At 40.4% G+C, this 20,920-nt stretch carries 16 protein-coding genes; 9 read left to right on the top strand and 7 right to left on the bottom strand.

Going from position 1 to position 20,920, the window contains the following annotated elements:
* Nucleotides 1-67 precede the first annotated feature (67 nt).
* From ACXACJ_RS21060 to ACXACJ_RS21075, 4 genes are read left to right on the top strand one after another with little or no spacing between them, the layout of a single operon-like run.
* Nucleotides 68-769, top strand: a complete 702-nt coding sequence (locus tag ACXACJ_RS21060; RefSeq protein ID WP_475136407.1) for a glycosyltransferase family 2 protein — start codon at nucleotides 68-70, stop codon at nucleotides 767-769.
* On the top strand, nucleotides 769-2,256 hold the full coding sequence (locus ACXACJ_RS21065) for a cellulose synthase family protein (protein ID WP_475136408.1): 1,488 nt from the start codon (nucleotides 769-771) through the stop codon (nucleotides 2,254-2,256). Before ACXACJ_RS21060 ends, ACXACJ_RS21065 begins: the two co-directional genes overlap by 1 nt.
* A complete protein-coding gene (locus ACXACJ_RS21070; protein WP_475136409.1) occupies nucleotides 2,249-3,556 on the top strand; it encodes an MptA/MptB family glycosyltransferase in 1,308 nt (435 codons plus the stop codon). Before ACXACJ_RS21065 ends, ACXACJ_RS21070 begins: the two co-directional genes overlap by 8 nt.
* Before the next feature lie 26 nt (nucleotides 3,557-3,582).
* Nucleotides 3,583-4,455, top strand: coding sequence for a hypothetical protein (locus ACXACJ_RS21075; RefSeq protein WP_475136410.1), 873 nt, complete (start codon nucleotides 3,583-3,585; stop codon nucleotides 4,453-4,455).
* On the opposite strand, the gene ACXACJ_RS21080 is transcribed toward ACXACJ_RS21075, so the two are convergent.
* From ACXACJ_RS21080 to ACXACJ_RS21095, 4 genes are all read right to left on the bottom strand, one after another.
* Entirely contained in the window at nucleotides 4,433-5,554 is a 1,122-nt protein-coding gene (locus tag ACXACJ_RS21080; RefSeq protein WP_475136411.1) for a hypothetical protein, read from the bottom strand. The genes ACXACJ_RS21075 and ACXACJ_RS21080 overlap by 23 nt on opposite strands.
* A gap of 82 nt (nucleotides 5,555-5,636) precedes the next feature.
* The gene (locus tag ACXACJ_RS21085; RefSeq protein ID WP_475136412.1) at nucleotides 5,637-6,035 is read right to left on the bottom strand and encodes an NUDIX hydrolase; all 399 of its coding nucleotides are present in this window, start codon (nucleotides 6,033-6,035) and stop codon (nucleotides 5,637-5,639) included.
* Nucleotides 6,032-8,146 (bottom strand): methylmalonyl-CoA mutase, encoded by a 2,115-nt coding sequence (scpA, locus tag ACXACJ_RS21090; RefSeq protein WP_475136413.1) that lies wholly within the window; start codon nucleotides 8,144-8,146, stop codon nucleotides 6,032-6,034. The genes ACXACJ_RS21085 and scpA overlap by 4 nt, the downstream gene beginning before the upstream one ends.
* A gap of 1 nt (nucleotide 8,147) precedes the next feature.
* Nucleotides 8,148-9,290, bottom strand: a complete 1,143-nt coding sequence (locus ACXACJ_RS21095; protein ID WP_475136414.1) for a methylmalonyl-CoA mutase family protein — start codon at nucleotides 9,288-9,290, stop codon at nucleotides 8,148-8,150.
* A gap of 260 nt (nucleotides 9,291-9,550) precedes the next feature.
* Between ACXACJ_RS21095 and dnaA the strand changes: the two genes are divergently transcribed.
* Entirely contained in the window at nucleotides 9,551-10,966 is a 1,416-nt protein-coding gene (gene dnaA / locus ACXACJ_RS21100; protein WP_475136415.1) for a chromosomal replication initiator protein DnaA, read from the top strand.
* A gap of 50 nt (nucleotides 10,967-11,016) precedes the next feature.
* Here the strand turns inward: dnaA and ACXACJ_RS21105 are convergent, their stop codons facing one another.
* Entirely contained in the window at nucleotides 11,017-11,613 is a 597-nt protein-coding gene (locus tag ACXACJ_RS21105; RefSeq protein WP_475136416.1) for a hypothetical protein, read from the bottom strand.
* A 226-nt stretch (nucleotides 11,614-11,839) separates the two neighbouring features.
* Here ACXACJ_RS21105 and ACXACJ_RS21110 point away from each other — a divergent pair, with 226 nt between their 5' ends.
* Entirely contained in the window at nucleotides 11,840-12,718 is an 879-nt protein-coding gene (locus tag ACXACJ_RS21110) for an AraC family transcriptional regulator (RefSeq protein WP_475136417.1), read from the top strand.
* Nucleotides 12,719-12,895: 177 nt separating this feature from the next.
* On the opposite strand, the gene ACXACJ_RS21115 is transcribed toward ACXACJ_RS21110, so the two are convergent.
* The gene (locus ACXACJ_RS21115) at nucleotides 12,896-14,398 is read right to left on the bottom strand and encodes a S1C family serine protease (RefSeq protein WP_475136418.1); all 1,503 of its coding nucleotides are present in this window, start codon (nucleotides 14,396-14,398) and stop codon (nucleotides 12,896-12,898) included.
* Nucleotides 14,399-14,651: 253 nt separating this feature from the next.
* On the opposite strand from ACXACJ_RS21115, the gene ACXACJ_RS21120 reads away from it, so the two are divergent.
* Genes ACXACJ_RS21120 through rseP form a run of 3 tightly spaced genes read left to right on the top strand, consistent with a single transcriptional unit; the run spans nucleotide 14,652 to nucleotide 18,631 of the window.
* Nucleotides 14,652-16,148 (top strand): GH3 auxin-responsive promoter family protein, encoded by a 1,497-nt coding sequence (locus tag ACXACJ_RS21120; protein WP_475136419.1) that lies wholly within the window; start codon nucleotides 14,652-14,654, stop codon nucleotides 16,146-16,148.
* An 11-nt stretch (nucleotides 16,149-16,159) separates the two neighbouring features.
* Nucleotides 16,160-17,320 carry a 1-deoxy-D-xylulose-5-phosphate reductoisomerase gene (locus tag ACXACJ_RS21125; protein WP_475136420.1) on the top strand — a complete coding sequence of 387 codons (1,161 nt, stop codon included), beginning with the start codon at nucleotides 16,160-16,162 and terminating at the stop codon, nucleotides 17,318-17,320.
* A gap of 3 nt (nucleotides 17,321-17,323) precedes the next feature.
* A complete protein-coding gene (gene rseP, locus ACXACJ_RS21130) occupies nucleotides 17,324-18,631 on the top strand; it encodes an RIP metalloprotease RseP (protein WP_475136421.1) in 1,308 nt (435 codons plus the stop codon).
* Here rseP and ACXACJ_RS21135 read toward each other — a convergent pair.
* On the bottom strand, nucleotides 18,628-20,655 hold the full coding sequence (locus tag ACXACJ_RS21135; protein ID WP_475136422.1) for an OmpA family protein: 2,028 nt from the start codon (nucleotides 20,653-20,655) through the stop codon (nucleotides 18,628-18,630). The genes rseP and ACXACJ_RS21135 overlap by 4 nt on opposite strands.
* Nucleotides 20,656-20,920: the final 265 nt, after the last annotated feature.

Genomic DNA, 20,920 nt, shown 5'->3' on the forward strand with positions numbered 1-20,920 from the left:
AATTAAGTGAAAGGAACTATTGTTTCAAAGTCGGCTTTCTGCTGACTGAATATTTATAATTTTGTCCGTGACCGAACCGCAGCAGCAGAATATTAAAGTAGTTATTCCAGCTTTCAACGAGGAGAAATCCATTGGCCATGTTATTTCTGATATTCCTAAAAACTGGGTTTCAGAAATTATTGTCGTCAACAATGCTTCTACTGATAATACGGCCGCTGTGGCTCAATCTTTAGGCGCTACTGTACTGAATCAACCGATTCCTGGTTACGGAAACGCCTGTTTGAAAGGAATAGAATATCTTACCAATCCTTCAAAAAGCCCCGAAATTTTGGTGTTTATGGATGGTGATTATTCAGATTACCCAGAAGAACTTCCGCTACTTGTTCAACCTATAATAGAAGGAAAAGCTGATTTTGTTATCGGTTCTCGAGCTCTTGGAAAAAGAGAGAGTGGTTCAATGACTTTTCCGCAGGTTTTTGGTAATTGGTTGGCAACTACTTTGCTCAAGTGGTTTTATGGCACTCAATTCACCGATTTGGGGCCTTTTCGCGCAATTCGATTCGACAGCCTTCTTCAGTTACAAATGAAGGATAAAACTTATGGCTGGACGGTAGAAATGCAGTTGAAAGCTGCGAAAATGAAACTGCGATCTACCGAAGTTGCTGTAAACTATAAAAGGCGAATTGGGGTTAGCAAGGTGTCTGGAACGGTGAAAGGAACTATCTTGGCGGGTTATAAAATTTTGTTTACAATTTTTAAGTATTTGTAATGTATTGGTTGGAATTAATCGTACTCACGCTATACACAGGAGCGCTGTCGTTTATTTTCCTTTACAGCCTATCGCAGCTTAATTTGGTTTATAAATTCCGCAAAGCGAAAAGAAAACACCTTCTTCCAGAAAAGCCTGAAATTTCTGGTGATTACAGATTTCCTCATGTCACTGTTCAGCTGCCTGTTTATAACGAACTCTATGTGGTAGAAAGGCTTATCGATGCCGTTTGCAAATTGGATTGGCCTAGCAAAAAGTTAGAAATTCAAGTGCTGGACGACTCCAATGACGAAACGGTTGAATTGATTGCAGCCAAAGTTTCCGAATGGCAGCAAAAAGGTGTTGATGTTCAGCATATAAGAAGGCCAGAGCGAAAGGGTTTTAAGGCTGGTGCGCTTCAATATGGATTGGAAATCGCAAAAGGTGAGTTCATTGCCATTTTCGATGCTGATTTTCTTCCAGACACGGACTTTCTTAAAAACACAGTTCCTCATTTCGATAGGTCGGAAAAGATTGGCGTAGTGCAAAGTCGCTGGGGGCACATCAATGAAAAATATTCTTTGCTTACCAAGCTTCAAGCTTTTGGGTTGAATACCCATTTTTTTGTTGAGCAAAATGGGAGGTCAACTGGCGGGCACTTTCTCAATTTTAATGGCACGGCAGGCATTTGGCGAAAAACCTGCATAGAAGATGCGGGAGGTTGGAAAGCCGATACGCTAACTGAAGATTTAGATTTGAGCTACAGAGCCCAACTAAAAGGTTGGAACATTTTCTATGTTTCTAACACCGTGGCTCCTGCCGAATTACCGGCTGCCATGGGAGCAATAAAATCGCAGCAATATCGCTGGACGAAAGGTGCTGCCGAAACCAGTCGAAAACTTTTGCCTAAAGTGCTTAAGGCACATTTACCCTTCGGAACCAAGTTTCACGCTACTTTTCATTTACTGAACTCTGCAATTTTCATTTGCATTGTCATCACTGCTTTATTAAGTATTCCTGTGCTTTTCATCAGAAATTTATCTTCTGGTTGGCAGGTTTTGCTCAACATTTCAAGCATCTTTCTTTTGGGCTACATTTTCCTTATCGTCTTTTATTGGAATGGCTTCAAAGAAAAGAAAGAAGGCTTTTGGAAGACTTTGCTTGAGTTTATTCCTCAAATGTTTATGCTTTTGGCGGTTTTTCTGGGGCTTAGCATCCACAATGCCATTGCAGTGTTTGAAGGTCTTATTGGAAAGAAAACGCCCTTTGTGCGAACACCAAAATTCAACATCAAATCAAAGGCTGATGGCTGGAAACAGAACAAGTACTTTAACAAGAAAATCAATGCTTTAACAGCTTTGGAGGGGCTGCTTTCCTTATACTTTGTGGCAGGTATTGGCCTTGCTTTTTACTTTCATGATTTTGCTTTACTCCCTTTTCATATTTTGCTTAGCTTAGGCTTTATGTTGGTGTTCTACTATAGCATTCAGCATACGCGCAATGCCTAAAAATAACGGTCTCCTTTCCTCTTCATACATCGTTTTAGCGGTTTTAACCATCGTGTTGGGCTACTATATCGATCGCGGACAAACCATACCTCTGCTTTCTGCCTTTATAATTATGGTAGCTGCTACTTTTTATGTAATAAAGCAGACCCATGAAAGCGAAGTCGATTTGCCTTTTTACTGGGGAATGTTGCTTCGCTTGCTCTTGCTCTTTTCCATTCCAGCCCTTTCCGATGATGTTTATCGTTTCATTTGGGATGGGAGATTGACCACTCAATTGATTGATCCATATAAGCATCTCCCCACTTTTCATTTAAATAAGGGGATTGAAGGCATCACTCCCGAACTTTTTGCCAAGCTGAATTCTCCTGAATACTTCTCGGTTTACCCACCTTTTAATCAGGTGTTTTTCTTTTTAGCGGCTTTACTTAGTCCCAATTCTGAGTTTTGGTCTATTGTAATTTTAAGGCTGGTAATTTTCGTTTTCGAAATTGGCAATGTACGCATGATCCGAAAATTACTTAGGCATTATGGCTTGCCCGAAAAATATGGACTTTTCTATGCCCTAAACCCAATGGTGATTTTGGAACTAACGGGTAATCTCCATTTCGAGGCCATTTTAATATACTTTCTGCTATTGGCCATTTGGTGTTTCGAACAAGAAAAACTCAGAACTAGTGCTGTTTACTTTGGCCTAGCAGTGGCTACTAAGTTTATTCCTTTAATTTTTCTTCCCCTTCTTTTCAGAAAAATCGGGTTTAAAAAAACCGTGGTCTACGGCCTTATTGTCGCGCTGGTAGTGGTCATTTCTTTCCTTCCTCTAATCAATACGGCACATATTTGGGCCATTTACGACAGTGCTGAGCTTTATTTTCAAAAATTTGAATTCAATGCAAGCGTGTATTATCTGGCTCGCTGGTATGGATTTGTTACGCAAGGGCATAACATCATAGCCCAAAGCGGTGTTTGGATGATGATAGCTGCTTTTTCTGGCATTATGCTTTACTCCTTTTTGGGGCTGAAAAGAAAGTTGCCCGAACAAATGATGTGGGTTTGGGCCATCTATCTGCTTTTTGCTACAACGGTTCACCCTTGGTACACCATCCCTTTGTTGGCGGTGAGTTTGTTTACGGAAAAGCGGTTTGCGTTTATTTGGACGATTTTGATCTTTTTCACTTACGCCAATTACATGGCAGGTGAGTATTTTGAATGGCTGGAAATTGTTGCGATAGAATATTCCCTAGTGGCTTTGGTAGCCATTTACGAGGCGTTTGGCCGTTCGGTGCAAAGGTGGTTTGTTTAAACCAGCTACTTTTTATCTTCGCAGCCATGAGTAGGCTTTTGATTCTCGGATTTTTGTTGTTGGCGCCTTTTTCATCCCAGGCTCAAGAGGATTTTCTGGTGATTTTCTCTTCCGGAAGAAACTACAAGCATGATGCTTCTGGTTTTTCAGAACTTAAGGGCGGTACACAACTTTCTGCGGAAGATAAAATTGAATTGCTTCCAAATAGTACAGCTGTGCTCATGGATAGTGCAGGGCGATTATTAAAACTCACGCTCGATGGAAAGTACGATATGGCTACCATTAATCTTTCAGGCCTTTCTGCTCCTTCGGAACTGATGCATAGAGAATGGACACAGTTTTATAGAACCATAGAATTGCGTTCAGAGCCCGAACTAAATGGCTTTCTTTTTCCGAAGACCTATGTGCCTTTTCAGTTTGATTTTCCTGTTTCTACTGAAGTTTATGGCCGATACATTATGTTGAAATGGCCTGAGAAAAAAGGCCCATACGCAATTGAAATCAGTGATGAGTACGAATCGGTTTTCAAGCAATTTAAAACCGATTCAACCTATTTTTCTCTAGATATTTTGGGAGAAGATTTGGCTTTTAAAGATGCGTTTGGTGTTCAGGTAATAGATCAAAATTCGAATGCTAGATCTGGAGTTTTCTTTTTGGACAAAATGTCTCCACCGGAAAAGGAAATTCTGGATCAACTTCTTCGTTCGTTCCCGGAAAATGAAAGCAGCATTTTTGAACTGACCAAAGCTGTCATTTTTGAGAACCGTGGTTTGTTTGCCGATGCTGCTTCTCTGCTGAGAAAGCTTGCTCAGGAAAACCCAGCCCTTTATAAAACTTTTTACGAAGCGTATTTAAAGAGAAATGGCTTTGAAGCCCTTATAGATTCAACTGATAAGTAATGTGCTTTTTGCCAGGAACAGCACCAAGTGCCTTGTGAATAGCAATCATTTTATCGTTAAAATCGCCAACCCAGCTTAATTCACCTTCAACATAGTGGCTACCTGAAGCGCCTTCAAAACATTTGTAAGTTACCACGGACTCCAAGCCCATGTTTTGATATTTTGGGTGCGTTCCCATTACAACCACCCTCAAGCGGTTCATTACTTTTCTGTGCTTTAGCCAAACAAAGCGAAGCTTGTTCCAGAAATTAAGCTTACCATTAAAGTATTTGATGATTTGGTTCACATCAGGAAGCACCAACACAAAGCTGGCAGGCTGATTATCGATATATGCGAACCAAATAAATTGAGGATCGTGAAAGGGCTTTATTTTTTTGAAGGTCTCCTTTACGTACTCTTTTTTAATCGGGGTGAAGTTTTCGTGACCCGCCCAGGCTGCATTATAAACCGTCATGAAGTCTTCGGCAAACATGTCGAATTGCTTCATGTCGAATTGCTTTAAGGTCAGGTTGGGGCGCTTCGAAATGGCATATTTTGCAATTTTAACAAATCGCTCTGGCAACCCATCTTCCACATTCAGGTGGTTGGTGAGCTGCTCCATTTTGGTGGTGAAACCGTAGGCCTCGAAAAATCCCTTATAATAAGAATGGTTATAAGCCATTCCGTTTGAAGGATGCGTAAAACCTTCTACCAAAAGACCCCAGAAAGAATCATTTTCACCAAAGTTGATTGGGCCATGGATTGTGTTTACACCACGTTGAACCAGCCAATCTTTAGCAATATCGAAAAGTTTAAAGGCTATTTCCTGATCGTTAATAAACTCGAAAAAGCCGATTCCGCCTATTCTTCGGTTATCATAATTGGCTTTGGATTCGTTGATGAAGGCCGCAATTCTACCAATTAATTCGCCTTTATCATTTTTTAGAATCCACCTTGTCGCCTCACCATCTTGATAGAAAACATTCTCGGTAGGATCGAAAATAGCATTGATTTCTTTGTCTAGCGGACAGACCCAAACGGGATCATTTTTGTAGATGACCCTGGCCACATCCAGAAACTGACGGGCATCTGTACTATTTTTGACCTCGATAACCTGCATTCTCTATTTGGTGTTTTTGACTTTTGATGACAAAGAAATCTGATATTTAGCAATACTTAAAGCCTTTAACGTATTTTTTGAGCTATCTCAGCAACCCTTTCGATAATAGATCATCAAAAATGATTCGATCTACAAACGAAACCAAGTCTTTGTCTTTATGCTGAACCCATCGAATTTCTTCAATCTCCGCGGCAGCTTCTAGCGTGCCGTTGAAACTTGCCCTGTAGCAGGTCATCTGAACCTCAATTCCTTCTGCTTTGCCATGTGCCTGAGCTTGAAAAGTGCCATAGTAATCCAAACTTTCTGGTTTGAGGCTTACCGATAGCTCCTCTTCGATTTCTCTCAGTAAAGCTTGTTCATCGGATTCATCTGTTTCCCTTTTTCCTCCCGGTATATAGTAGGCGTCTTTCCCTTTGGATCTAGCTACAAGAATTTTCCCTTCTTGAATTTCGATCCAAGCCAGTTTGTCAATCAGTTTCATTCTTCCATCAGTTTGCGCAGAATTTCCTGAGCAGCTTTGGCAATTACGGTTCCCGGACCGAATACAGCTGTTGCTCCGGCATCTTTCAAAAATTGATAATCTGCGGGAGGAATTACTCCGCCTGCAATCACCATAATATCTTCTCTGCCCAATCTCTTCAACTCATTAATAAGTTGCGGGATCAAGGTTTTGTGACCAGCGGCTAAACTTGACGCTCCAATGATATGAACATCGTTTTCAGCAGCCTGAAGTGCGGTTTCTTCCGGAGTTTGAAAAAGTGGCCCGATATCGACATCAAAACCAAGGTCGGCAAAACTGGTAGCAATTACTTTGGCGCCTCTGTCGTGGCCATCTTGACCCATTTTGGCCACCATAATTCTTGGTCTTCTACCGTCCATTTCGGCAAATTGATCGGCCAATTCGCGAGCCTTTTTAAAGTCTTCGTTGTCTTTCACTTCGTTTGAATAAACACCAGTTATGGAATGAATTACGGCTTTATGTCGGCCAAATTCTTTTTCCATGGCCATTGAAATTTCTCCCAAAGAAGCTCTGTTTCTAGCTGCTTCTACGGCTAATTCCAGAAGATTTCCTTCACCCGTTTTTGCACAGTTTTCAAGAGCTTTTAAGCTGGCTTCAACTTTTTCGGAATCGCGCTCTCTTTTTAGTTTATCAAGTCTTTCGAGTTGAGCCTTTCTTACTGCAGTATTATCTACTTCAAGCAATTCAATATCAAGCTCTTCATCAATTTGATAACGGTTTACGCCCACAATGACATCCTTACCAGAATCGATTCTGGCTTGCTTTCTAGCCGCGGCTTCTTCAATTCTCATTTTGGGTAGGCCTTGCTCAATCGCTTTAGCCATTCCGCCCAATTCTTCGACTTCTTCAATAAGCGCCCAAGCCTTTTTCACCAGTTGGTCGGTTAGGTATTCTACATAATGGGAACCGCCCCATGGGTCAACTACTTTGCAGATGTCAGTTTCTTCTTGAAGATAAATTTGTGTGTTTCGCGCAATTTTGGCTGAAAAGTCAGTGGGTAAAGCAATGGCTTCATCTAATGCATTGGTATGAAGCGATTGGGTATGGCCCAAGGCGGCTGCCATAGCTTCTACACAAGTTCGAGTTACGTTATTGAATGGATCTTGCTCGGTGAGGCTCCAGCCCGAAGTTTGGCTGTGAGTTCTTAAAGCCAAAGATTTGTCACTTTTTGGGTTGAATTGCTTCACGATTTTCGACCAAAGCAAACGACCCGCTCTCATTTTGGCAATTTCCATGAAGTGGTTCATGCCAATGCCCCAGAAGAATGAAAGGCGAGGAGCGAAATCATCAATATTCAAGCCTGCAGCAATTCCTGTTCTAATGTACTCTAAACCATCAGCCAGCGTGTATGCCAACTCGATGTGAGCAGGTGCACCAGCTTCGTGCATATGATAGCCAGAAATACTGATGGAATTGAATCGAGGCATATATTTGGCGGTGTATTCAAAGATATCGCCAATGATTCTCATGGAAGGAAGAGGCGGGTAGATGTAGGTGTTTCTCACCATAAACTCTTTCAGAATATCATTCTGAATGGTTCCGCTAAGTTGTTCTTTGCTTACGCCCTGCTCTTCTGCCGCTACAATATAAAATGCCATGATAGGAATAACGGCTCCGTTCATGGTCATAGAAACAGACATTTTATCCAATGGAATTTGGTCGAAAAGTACCTCCATATCCAAAATGGAATCGATGGCAACACCAGCTTTTCCGACATCGCCTACTACGCGCGGGTGATCCGAGTCGTAGCCGCGGTGAGTTGCCAAATCAAAGGCTACGGAAAGCCCTTTTTGCCCTGCCGCTAAATTTCTTCTATAAAAAGCGTTCGATTCTTCTGCAGTAGAAAAGCCCGCATACTGGCGAATTGTCCAAGGCCTTTGTGTGTACATTGAAGCGTATGGGCCTCGTAAATAAGGCGGCTGCCCTGCAATAAAGCCTAAGTGTTCAGCCTGGGCAATATCTTTTTGGTGAACACTTGAAGGAACCTCAATTCCTTCAGCCGTAGTCCAAGTTGAGCCTACTTGATCAGATGCTTTATGCTCAATTTCGAGTGATTTTAAAGTAGGTCTCATATCAATAATTCTCTATTAAAGCTTCGATTTGATCTTTGGATAATTTGCCATAACCGCCATGTTTTTCAATTTCGGTTAGCATTTGCCAACTGCCTTCAACGATTTGGTTGGTAATGGATTCTATGTAATAAGAACCCGCAGCAGGATCAATCACTTTATCGAAGTACGATTCGTCTTTCAGTAAGGTGGAAATGTTTCTAGCGATTCTATCTCCTTGATCTGGGTTTTTCGGAAATAGTTCAGAGAAAGGCTGAACAATTAGAGCGTTGGAACCTCCGGTAATAGCTGACATCGCTTCTGTTGTTGCCCTTAATAAATAGTTGTACTCGTCTTTTGTAGGTTCAGTCCAAAAGCCTGAAAACGAAGCGATTTCAAATGCCTGAGCCTGAATGTTTAAGCCGTATGATTTAGCTAATTCTACCAAAAGTATGCGTAAGGCTCGGTGTTTGGCTATTTCTATGAAATATGAGTTGCTCAATTTTAGGCAAAACTGAGATTGCTTTAAAAAGCCTTCAATATCATCCGTTTTTAAGCCTTTTTGGTCAATTTCATCGATCAATTGAGCCAATAAAAAAGCCAGTTCCAATTTGACATTTTCATGTGGACTATGAACAAAGGCCGTATTGAAATATGGAAGTGTTTTGGCAAACGATTGAGTGCAACCATAAATAAAACCTCTTACCAGTTTCGGATCAACTCCAGATGTTTCCACGTACTTCTCGAAACTTGGTAACGTTTCTTCTGAATTTTCAGTGCACTGAATCGCTACATGGCAATAAGGCAGCATGACATTTTGCAGAAGCTTGTTGAAATCAGGTTGCTTTTTCAGACTGAAAAGTAAACCCGTGGCTCCGCTTCCTAAAGCCTTTAAGGCCTTTGCGTTGGCAATAGCTTCATCTTCAGCCTTAATTACCTGATAGTTTACCCAGTTTCTGGCGCCTAATTCGGTAGCTTGTTGGTTGGGTTGGTCTAGATTGGGTAATTGTTGCGGTAAATCTTCTTCCGTGTAAAACGGCTTGAGCGAAAGACCAGCTTTTTGCCAGTTTAAACTTTCGGTCGATTTTCCCTTTAGTTCTTTTTCAATTCTAAGTCGCCATTCTTCAGGGCCCGACTTTTTAAAATCATCGAAAAGTTTTTCCTCCATATCCTTTTTGATTGATAGCGCGAAAATAAGGCATTTCTGATGGCTTTTGTTTGGAATATACAAATTCACGTAAGTCTTTCATAACATATTGACTTAATCCAAGTTATTGATATGGCATTAATTAAGAGGGTAAGTTTAAGTCTGAAATTAATTTGAAGAAGGATCAATGATTGACTTTCATGTTCGTCTAATTTTTATCAATTTTGTCTTCCCTCTAAATTCAAACGAGGGATTTTTTTTCCAATTTGCATAATCATTTAATGGTGAAAGATAGCGTATCGGTTTGGGAAGACTGTCTGCAATTCATTAGAAGTCAGGTAGGTGAGCAGAGCTACAGAACTTGGTTCGAGCCGATAGTACCTATAGCTTTAAGAGAAGGAATTCTAACGATTCAAGTACCCAGTCAGTTTTTCTACGAATATTTAGAAGAGCATTATGTTCACCTGTTGAGGCAGGTAATTCAAAAGGAATTGGGCCAACATGGAAGGTTGGAATACTCGGTAATTGTGGATAGTGGCAGTTCTCAAAACCAGCCATATTCAGTTACCTTACCTAACCAAAGTCCAAAAAATAAATGGGAGCAAGATAAACCCGCTCCAGTTAAAAGTCCGTTCGAAATGCCTTCTGTTGAAGATGAGTTCAGGCATTCGAACCTTAATCCGAATTACGATTTCGAAAATTATATTGAAGGCGATTGTAACCGATTGGCGCGTTCGGCAGGTATTGCTGTGGCGGAAAAGCCTGGTGTTACTTCTTTCAACCCATTAATGGTTTATGGCGGTGTTGGTTTGGGAAAAACCCACCTTATTCAATCAATAGGAAACAAAATCAGAAGAGATAACAAGAATCACTTTGTGCTTTATGTTTCTTCTGAAAAGTTTACCACTCAGTTTACTGACGCCATTAAAAACAACAGCATTCAGAGTTTTACAAACTTCTACCTTCAAGTAGATACGCTGATAATAGATGACGTTCAGTTCTTCTCTGGAAAAGAGAAAACTCAGGAAATGTTCTTCCACATTTTCAACCACTTACACCAAAGCGGCAAGCAGATTGTAATGTCATCGGATCGTGCACCAAGAGACTTGAAAGGTTTGCAAGATCGATTGCTTTCGCGTTTCAAATGGGGCCTAACAGCCGATTTGCAAATGCCGGATTTTGAGACTAGGATGGCTATTATCAGCCGTAAAATGCAATCTGACGGTATTTATATTCCTGATGATGTAATAGAATATTTGGCTTACAGTGTCGACACCAATGTAAGAGAGCTTGAAGGCGTTTTGATTTCTTTAATTGCCCACGCTACTTTAAATAAAACGGATATCAATCTGGAGCTGGCTAAGCAGACTTTGAAAAATATTGTTCACGATATTGAGTTTGAAGTAGGCGTAGATTACATTCAGAAGTCGGTTGGTGAGTATTTCCAAGTGAGTGTGGAAGACTTGAAAGACAAAACCAGAAAGAAAGAGATTGTAATTGCTCGCCAGGTGGCGATGTACCTTTGTAAAGAGTACACCAATCATTCTTTAAAATCGATTGGTTATCATTTTGGCGGTCGCGACCACTCTACTGTAATTCACGCAGTGCAGTCCGTTAGTGATATGATGGACGTGGACTCTAAATTCAGCCACAGTATAGAAGAGCTGAAGAAGAAAATGAGAATGAAATCAGTATAAAATAAAAAAGGGGCCTTCTGCCCCTTCTTTTTTTGCTGTAACGTGATGCACTACTTCACCGCTACGAATTGTATGAATTCTTTACCTCTTGTGTGAAATTTCACTCTGTACTGGCCTTGAGCCAATTTTGAAAGGTCGTATCTTCTTACTTCTTTGTTTTCGTTCACTTTTTCAGAGAACAAGCGATTTGAATTGCTGTCGTAGATTGAAACTTCTACATCTGATTTCTCTTCAGCAGGAAGAATGATATCTAACAAGTCGCCATTTTTACGAAGAACAGGTTTTAGGATCACTACTTTTTCAGACTCTAAAACACTGGCAGCTACTTGAGAAATTTTAACCGGCACAATGGTTAAGCTTGTTTCAGTTTCTACTTCAAGAGAATAATTTCCTGCTTTTAAAGAAGAAAGGTCAAACTTTTTACCGTAGTCTTTACCGTTAGTTACTCTTTCAAAGTGTAGTTCAATTCCTCTGTCGTCTGTCAATTTGATTTGAGTCTCTCCTTTTCCGAACCCACTTGCATTAAGAGCAATCATTTTTGCTCCAATCGTCTCTACTTTCACTTCTGGTTTGCCACCATTTGCGAAACTCATTGTTGAGATCATGACCATCATGATCATCAATATTCCGTTTTTCAAAGTTTTCATATTGTTTGATTTTCGGTTGTTCAATAACTAATTGATGGTAACAAAGGTAGGGCAGGCACCATGCGCTCACTACGACAGTTTTGGCAGGTTTATGTGCTAAATTAACCCAGTATATAGGCGATTCGCCTATAATTGGTAGTATTGAATATATATTGGTTAATTTTGCATAGAACAAGCTTAACTTTGAAACGTTAAATTGTCTGTTGAATAGGGGAAGGAGTTAAAGATGAAGACAAACAAACCCGCATTAGAAAGAATCAGTCCTGCCTTTGGAAGCTCGTTTTTGGTAAGAAGATATTCTGATTCTTGCGAAAACGAGTTGGCAAACTGGCATTTTCACCCAGAACTTGAACTTATCTATGTAAATGGCGGAAGCGGCAAACGCCATATAGGTAAGCATTTGAGCTATTTTAACGATGGTGATTTAGTGCTTATGGGATCTTACTTGCCACACTATGGCTTTACAAATCGCTTAACGGGAAATAGCTCGGAAACCGTTATTCAAATGCGAGAAGACTTTCTGGGTGATCAGTTTTTCGAACTGCCAGAAATGGCTTCTGTTAAAAAGATGCTGGTTTTGGCTAAAAAGGGTTTGGCTTTTCATGGAGAAGCCAAAAAACGAATTGGGGAAAAAATAGAAAGCTTGGCCTGGAAAGATCAATACGATCGCCTTTTGGGTCTGTTGAGTGTTTTAAAAGATTTATCGTTAACCGAAGAATATGACGTTCTGAATGCTGAAGGCGTGGCCATGGCTGTGGATCTTCAGGATAACGACAGAATGAATACGGTATATAGTTACATCCGCGAGCATTTTAAAGAGCATATTTCTTTAGAAGAAATCTCTGATAAAGTGAGCATGACGGTTCCTGCCTTTTGCAGGTACTTTAAAAAGATTTCTAGGAAAACCTTCACACGTTTTGTGAATGAATATAGAGTAGTTCACGCCTCAAAGCTATTGGCCGAAACATCCACCAGCATTACTGAAATTAGCTTTGAAAGTGGCTTCAATAATTTTTCTCATTTTAATAAGCTCTTTAAAGAGTTTACAGGCAAAAGCCCTTCTGCCTACAGAAATGAGTTTAAGAAGATTATTGTAGAGGAGTGACTTGACTAGAGTAAAAAGAAAAGAAGCTATTTCAAAAGCTTTCAAGTCTGGTTATTCTGAATTTATTTCGAATTCCCTCTTATTGGATTTTCATCCATTTTCAGGCCTGAAACAAGTTCAGGGCGACTTAAATTTTGCTAATGAAATAGCCTCTTTGTGATTTATCTTCGGTTGTAGCTACTGAAACCTATACCTCAATGTATTCTGGTTTCCGTTTTTGTCAATAATATCGATATATATGTTACCAGAGTAACGCTCTAAATAGTGTGCCACACTAGAAGGGTCCGCAGCCCATTTTCTGTTAATGGCGTAAATGATATCGCCTTCTTTAATGTCTTTTAATTTTCTTAAGAAACCCGTGTTCTCATTGATTTGGGTCACTTTTACTCCGTATTTCAAGCCTAAATCTTCCAATTCAGCCGGGGTAAGTTTTCTTAATTCAGCCCCGAGAAAATCAGAGAAGTGAATGTCTTCTTCATCTAATCCAGATTCTCTATCCAAAATATCAGTTGTGCCCAAAATGTTCTCTAAAGTCATTCGGGTTTCGTAAGCACGTTGGTTTCTTTTGTACTGAACCAAAAGTTCTTCTCCTGGCAACATGTATGAAAGCAACTCATCGAAAGTAGCTTTGCTATTTACCTTTCTGTCATTCAATTTAGTGATTACGTCACCAGCTTGTAAACCAGCTTTTTGCGCAGCACTTTCTTGTCTTACCGACTGAATTAATACACCTGACAAATCTTTCAGGTTTTCTCTCTCGGCAATTCTTTCTGTTACATCAGTAACCTCAGCTCCGGTATATGCTTTCTGTACATACTTGTACTTTTTCAAATCTTCAACCACTTTGGTTACCACATCTGAAGGAACAGCAAAGCCATAACCAGCATACGAACCCGTTCTTGAAATGATAGAAGTATTGATGCCGATCAACTCACCTTCAGTATTAACTAAGGCGCCACCGCTGTTTCCTGGGTTAATGGCAGCATCGGTTTGAATGTACAATTCGATTGGGAAATTCTCCCTTAAAGCAGCAGTTTCGCTACCCAAAGCACTTACAATTCCTGCAGTTACGGTAGAATTAAGATTGAACGGATTACCTACTGCTAAAACCCAATCTCCAATTTTTACATCAGAGCTTTTGCCCATTTGAATAGCCGGCAAATCTTCAGCATCGATTTTCAAAACCGCTATGTCCATTCTTGGGTCTGTACCAATAAGTTTCGCTTCGTAAGTTCTTTTTTCGTGCATTACTTCAATGGCATCCGCACCTTCAATCACGTGATTGTTGGTGATAATGTAGCCATCCTTGGAATAGATAACTCCCGAACCAGAAGATATGGCAACTTGCTCATTGCGGCTCTGATCGCCATAGAATAAATCTAGGAATGAAACGCCTCTTCTGTTTCTCTGCAAATTTTTAATGTAAACCACACTGCTGATGGACTTGTCGGCAGCGGTTCTGAAATCAGCAGGAGCCTCAAACGGTCGAGCTACTGATGCTACTGATTCTTCTTTGTCATATGTTTCGTTTTCGTTTGTATAACTTACCTGACGGTAACCTGAAGGAACCTCTCTGATGACTTCTTTGACCTGAGTAGGACTCAGCCATTGCTGAAAGGTGAAGGCTCCGGCCAGTCCGGCCACAAAAGCCAGAAAGATGGTTTTTACGGTGCTTTTCATAAACTTCTCCTTACTTTATTTTTTAGTCTGTACTTACTTTTTCAAAAAGTGTGCAATTGTATTAAGCCTGAAAACTTGTCAGTATTTAAAATGCACAACATACAAACGTACGTTCAAGGTCAAATGTTGGTCTTGAAAGGTTTGTTAATTAAGGTTAAATGCCCTTTTGAGTTATTGAGAGCTACATTCACCTATATTGAGAAACTTCTGATTTGGTGTTTTTGGCGCATTAAAAAATATATCTTTGCTGTATATGGGAATCAAGTCGTTTCTTAGTAAACCGATGGCCAAATATGTGGCTTCGAAACAGCGCAAATGGGCTTCAAACCCCAAAGCAACTCAAGAAAAGGTATTTCAGCAATTGATTGAATCGGCAAAAGATACCGTTTTCGGAAAGGATCATGACTTCGGTAACATTCGAACGTATGAAGATTTTAAGAGCCGCGTTCCTGTAAGAGATTATGAGGAGCTGAAACCCTATGTGGAGAAGATCCTACAAGGGGAAAGTGATGTGCTTTGGCCGGGTAAACCAGCCTATTTTGCCAAAACATCGGGTACTACTTCAGGCACCAAATACATTCCTATTACCAGAGATTCAATTCCCAATCATATCAACAGTGCTCGAAATGCGATTTTGAGTTATGTAGCGGAAACTGGAAAATCACAGTTTCTGGATGGTAAGCTGATTTTTCTCTCGGGAAGTCCCGAAACCTATAAAACGGCAGGTATTAATACGGGTCGACTTTCCGGTATTGTGAACCATCATGTGCCAGGTTATTTGCGCGCCAATCAAATGCCTAGCTACGAAACCAATTGTATTGAAGATTGGGAAGAAAAGCTTGACGCCATTATTGACGAAACACTGGGAGAAAAAATGACCCTGATTTCGGGTATTCCCCCTTGGGTTCAAATGTATTTTGATAGAATTCAGGCCAAAACCGGTAAGAAGATCAAAGATGTTTTTCCTGATTTTGGCTTGTTTATTTATGGCGGAGTAAACTTTGAGCCTTACCGCCAAAAGCTTTTTGAAAGCATTGGAAAGGAGGTGGATAGCATTGAGCTTTATCCTGCTTCGGAAGGTTTCATCGCTTATCAAGATTCTCAGAAAGAACCTGGTTTACTTCTTTTACTGAACACGGGTATATTTTTCGAATTCATTCCTGCGGAAGAATATTTTGACGAAAACCCAACTAGGCTTTCCATTGCAGAAGTTGAACTAGACAAAAACTACGCACTGATCATCAACAATAATGCGGGCTTGTGGGGCTATTCAATTGGCGATACGGTGAAGTTTGTATCAAAAGATCCGTATCGTTTAGTGGTTTCAGGCCGAATTAAACATTTTATTTCTGCCTTTGGCGAACATGTGATTGGCGAAGAAGTAGAAAAAGCCATGAAATATGCCATGGAAAAGCATCCGGAAACAGAACTTGTAGAGTTTACTGTGGCTCCGCAGGTTACGCCAACTTCAGGCTTGCCGCTTCATGAATGGTACGTGGAATTCTCTCAAGAACCCGCTGATTTGGAGGCCTTTGAAAAAGACCTAAATTTGCAGCTTCAAAAACTGAATACTTACTACGATGATTTGATTACAGGAAGTATTCTGAAAAATCTGGAAGTAAAAGTTTTGCAGCGCGATGCCTTTATTGAATATATGAAATCGCAAGGCAAATTGGGTGGTCAAAACAAAGTGCCACGCCTTTCAAACGACAGAAAAATAGCCGATGCACTTATGCATTATCTGAAATAGTATTACACCGAGTGGAGGAAAATAAAAAGCACATTGCCATCCTGGGCTCAACCGGATCTATCGGTACTCAGGCACTGGAAGTTATTGCCGCAAACCCTGACAGGTTTTGTGCGGAGGTTTTGACGGCTCAAAATAATAGTGATTTGCTGATTCAGCAGGCTATTGCCTTTCAGCCAAATGCCGTTGTGATTTGCAATGAAGACCATTACCAGAAGGTTTTCGATGCTCTCGACCCCCACGATATAAAAGTATATGCAGGTCAAAATGCGCTTTCTTCAGTAGTGCAAATGGATTCTGTTGATTTGGTACTTACCGCTTTGGTAGGTTATGCTGGTTTAACACCCACCATCAAGGCTATTGAAAGCAAAAAGCCAATCGCTTTGGCAAACAAAGAAACTTTAGTGGTTGCGGGCGAGCTGATTACCAATTTAGCCAAGGAAAATGCCGTTAATATTTATCCGGTAGATTCAGAGCATTCTGCCATTTTTCAATGTTTGGTGGGCGAATTCCATAATCCTATTGAGAAAATTATTCTTACAGCTTCAGGAGGTCCTTTCAGAGGAAGAGATATTGATTTTCTGAAAAATGTAACCAAAGAACAGGCTTTAAAGCACCCTAATTGGGATATGGGAGCTAAGATTACCATCGATTCAGCTTCTTTGATGAACAAAGGGCTCGAGGTGATTGAAGCCAAATGGCTTTTCGGATTATCTCAGGAACAAATAGAGGTAATCGTTCATCCACAATCCATTGTACATAGCATCGTTCAGTTTGAAGATGGCAGCATGAAAGCACAAATGGGCTTGCCAGATATGAAGCTGCCTATTCAGTTTGCCATGACTTACCCCGATAGAATCAAATCCGATTTTCCTCGATTTGACTTTATCAATTACCCAGAATTAACCTTTGAAAAACCAGATACTCAAACATTCCGTAATTTAGCTTTGGCTTTTGAGGCTTTGAAACAAGGCGGTAATATGCCTTGTATTTTGAATGCGGCCAATGAGATTGCGGTTGAGAAATTCCTGAAAGATGAAATCAGCTTTTTAGGAATGTCCGATTTAGTGGAGCACTGCATGCAGAACATATCTTTTGTAAAAAAGCCTACGTATGAGGACTATGTCTTTACGGACAATGAGACAAGAAAATTAGCATTAGAACATATAAATTAATTAATGGAGACTATCGTACAAGTGGCCCAGCTTCTGCTGGCACTTTCAATTTTGGTGGGAATACACGAAGCTGGTCATATGATCGCTGCCCGTATATTCGGTATGAGAGTAGAGAAATTCTTTATCGGTTTTCCGCCAAGAATATTCAGTTTCAAAAAGGGAGAGACAGAATACGGCCTTGGAGCAGTTCCGCTTGGGGGCTTTGTTAAAATTTCAGGGATGATTGACGAATCCATGGATAAGGAGCAAATGAAGCAAGAGCCTCAGCCATGGGAATTTCGTTCGAAACCAGCTTGGCAACGACTTATCGTGATGTTGGGCGGAATCATTGTAAACGTTGTAGCGGGTATCATCGCTTTTATTATTCTTACCTACAATATGGGCGAAACCTATATTCCAGCAGAATATTCTAAAGAAATCGGAATTGTTGCTGGGGATATTGGTCAAGAAGTTGGTTTCGAAACCGGAGATAAGGTGATCAAAGTAAATGGAGAGGACTACAGCCGCTTTTCGCAGATTTGGAGTGGTGAAACTTTGCTGGCTTCAGATGGCTATTGGACCGTTGAAAGAAACGGTAAAATGGTTGACATTCCTGTTCCACACGGCTTTTTAAATCGTTTGGGAGAAGATGATTTCGAATATAATTTCATAAGAATCAGGCTCCCGGTTGTGGTAGGTGGTTTGCAGGATGGCTTCAATATTCCGCTTGAAAAGGGAGATAAGATTTTGAAAGTAGCAGATCAAAACATTCAATATTTTGATCAGTTGAAAGCTACTTTGCCGAATTACGTTGGGCAGGAAGTTCCTTTCGTTATCGACAGAAGCGGATCTGAAATGACCGTGAACTTAGCCGTTAATGACAGCGCTCAAGTAGGCTTTGTTTTGGGCAATACTTTAGAGCTTGCTAAAGACGAATATACTTTTGCTGAAGCTATTCCAAGAGGAACATCAAAAGCTTTCGGTGCCGTTATTTTGAATGCAAAAGCCATGGGTAAAATGTTTACTGGAGGTGTTTCTGCAAGAAGTTTGAGCGGCCCAATCGGTATTGTAAACATGTTCCCTAAAACCTGGGACTGGAATCAATTCTGGTTTACTACTGGCTTTATTTCAATGATTTTGGCCTTTATGAATTTGCTGCCAATTCCAGCATTAGATGGTGGACACGTTGTGTTTTTACTGTTCGAAATGATTTCTGGAAAAGCTCCTTCTGATAAATTCTTAGAAAACGCTCAAAAAGTAGGTATGATTATTCTGCTTGTTTTGATGGTGTTCGTTTTCGGAAATGATATTCTAAAATTATTTGGCATTTAGCCATTACCACCTTTGCTTCCGGTAGCAGGCTCAATGTTGCCGGAAGCTTCTTCAGGATCGCGATAGATTTCAAATTCCACTCTTCTATTTATCGCTCTGTCTTCGTCCGTTTTTTCCTTTTGAATGATAGGTCTTTGGCTACCATAGCCAATAGCAAACAATCGTGATTCGTCTACACCTCTATCGATAATCCAGGTTCTGATGGCATCGGCCCTGCGTTGTGAAAGCGTTAGGTTTAATAAAGCATCACCACTGGAATCTGTATGGCCAGAGACATTGAGCTTGAAAGAAGGATGGTCAATCAAGAAGTCAACAACTTTCAATAAATCATCTTCCATTTCAGGAAGAATATCTGACTTTCCGTTTTCGAATTCTAGTGAAGCAAATTCTATTTTACTAGCTACACGCTCTACTACACCTTCGTAGGTAGTTTCTCCATCAAGGAAAAACATTTTTTCGAGCCTGAAAATATCATCTCCCTGAATCACCAAAAGGTAATTTCTTTCATTTATCAAATCGAACTCAAAGGTTCCGTCATCCCTCGCAAATTTCGGGGCGACTTCTATCCCTTCATCCAAATCAATGATGGAAACCACCACGTTTTTAGGAATCTTCCCTTTTACTTCTTGAATTTTTCCAGAAAAGCGAGTAGTGGCCAAAGGCTGGCCTTCCATTGGTAAGGGGAATGAATACAAATCGAGGTTTTTCATGCCCTTTTCCTTCGATCTGGAATAGAAAATGTCGCGAGAGGCTTTATCAATGCTGAAGTAAAACTCAGTTCCAACCCCATTCACCAATGGGCCAATATTGATAGGTTCGGAAAAATTCTTCCCTGATTTATAAGTCTTATAAATGTCGTAATCTCCAAAGTTGAGGAGGTGACCATTGCTGCTGAAATAGAGAACATTATGTTCTGGGTGATAAAACGGACTCACTTCATTCTGTCTGGTGTTTACAATAGGTCCTAAGTTTTGAGGCACTACCCAACGATTGTTTGAATTTTTATAAGTGTAATAGAGGTCTGCCAAGCCGAATCCGCCTCCTCTATCAGACGAAAAGTAAAGTGTGTCTTCTGTTGGAGAAAGCGTGGGGTGCGAATCCCATCCGCTAGAATTCACCCATCCACCCATGTTTTTTGGTGCAGACCATGCTGTGTCGCCCTGATATTCTGAATAATATAAGTCACAGTTGCCAAAGCTATCGGGAGCCTCACAACGGGAAAAATAGATGGTTTTTCCGTCTTTGGTCAGAGCAGCTGAGCCCTCGTTATATTGGCTGTTGATTCCGCTAAAAGGTTTGGCTTCTCCCCAACGGTTTCCATCAAATTCTGAAAAGTAGATGTCTTCATTGGCGATTACTTTAATGCCTTCAGTTCGGGCATTTCGTTTTGATGTAAAAAGTAAAATCTGGTCGTCACGAGCTACGCTAGGGGCATAATCTTCCAAAGTTGAGTTGATTTGGGCTCCCATGGTGGTTAACACTCCTCTGGGTGGAATTAGCGTGTCTACCTGCCTTCTAAAATCGACCAATTCATAATAATATTCTAGAGGAACATAGTTGCGAGTGCTGTTTGGATTAAGCGAATCGTAGCGAGCCAAAACCTGCTCTATGGGTAATCCCCGCCTGTGATGTTTTAAAACAAGGCTATAAAGAGGGCGTGCTTGTTCTGGCGAACCAAAAACTTCAGTGAGTTTGGCAAGCCGCCAAAGGTAATAGGTTTCGTAAGCGAAGTTTTGAATTCCGAAATTTGAAACATACTCTTTTAGGGCTGGGTAGAGTTCTTTCCAATTTCGTTCTCTATCAAGTTTTTCAATATGTTTTTGGGCTTTCGCGTTTCGGTAGAGGTTTACCTTGTTGATGTTCTTAAAAACAAGGTTTGTAACTTCAATGGAAGTGGAGTCGGAGTTTAATTCAACCTTTGTAGCCGTTTTGTCATCTTTCTTGTTCTTTTTGAAAATCTGAGCCTCAGTAACAAGGTTACAACAAACTAACATGACCAATATGTAAAGGGTCAGTCTTTTCATTTTAAACACATACTGAGCTTTTGGCTGTAAAAATTAAGCTAACAAGGTCTTTTGCAGGTAAATGATCACTCGATCGACCCACACAATAATTCAATCCGAAGACAGTCAAAGAACGTAAATTCAATTAATATTCTTTAGAAGCTCTTCAAAACAAAGATGAAATTACTCGTTTTTCGTCACAATAAAAAAACGGTTCATGTCATACTAGTGTTTGGCATAGGGCTTGCAATTTAGGTGAGCCGCATTTATTTAAGGACAAACGTGT

This window comes from Roseivirga sp. AWQ4_251 (genome assembly GCF_056158225.1).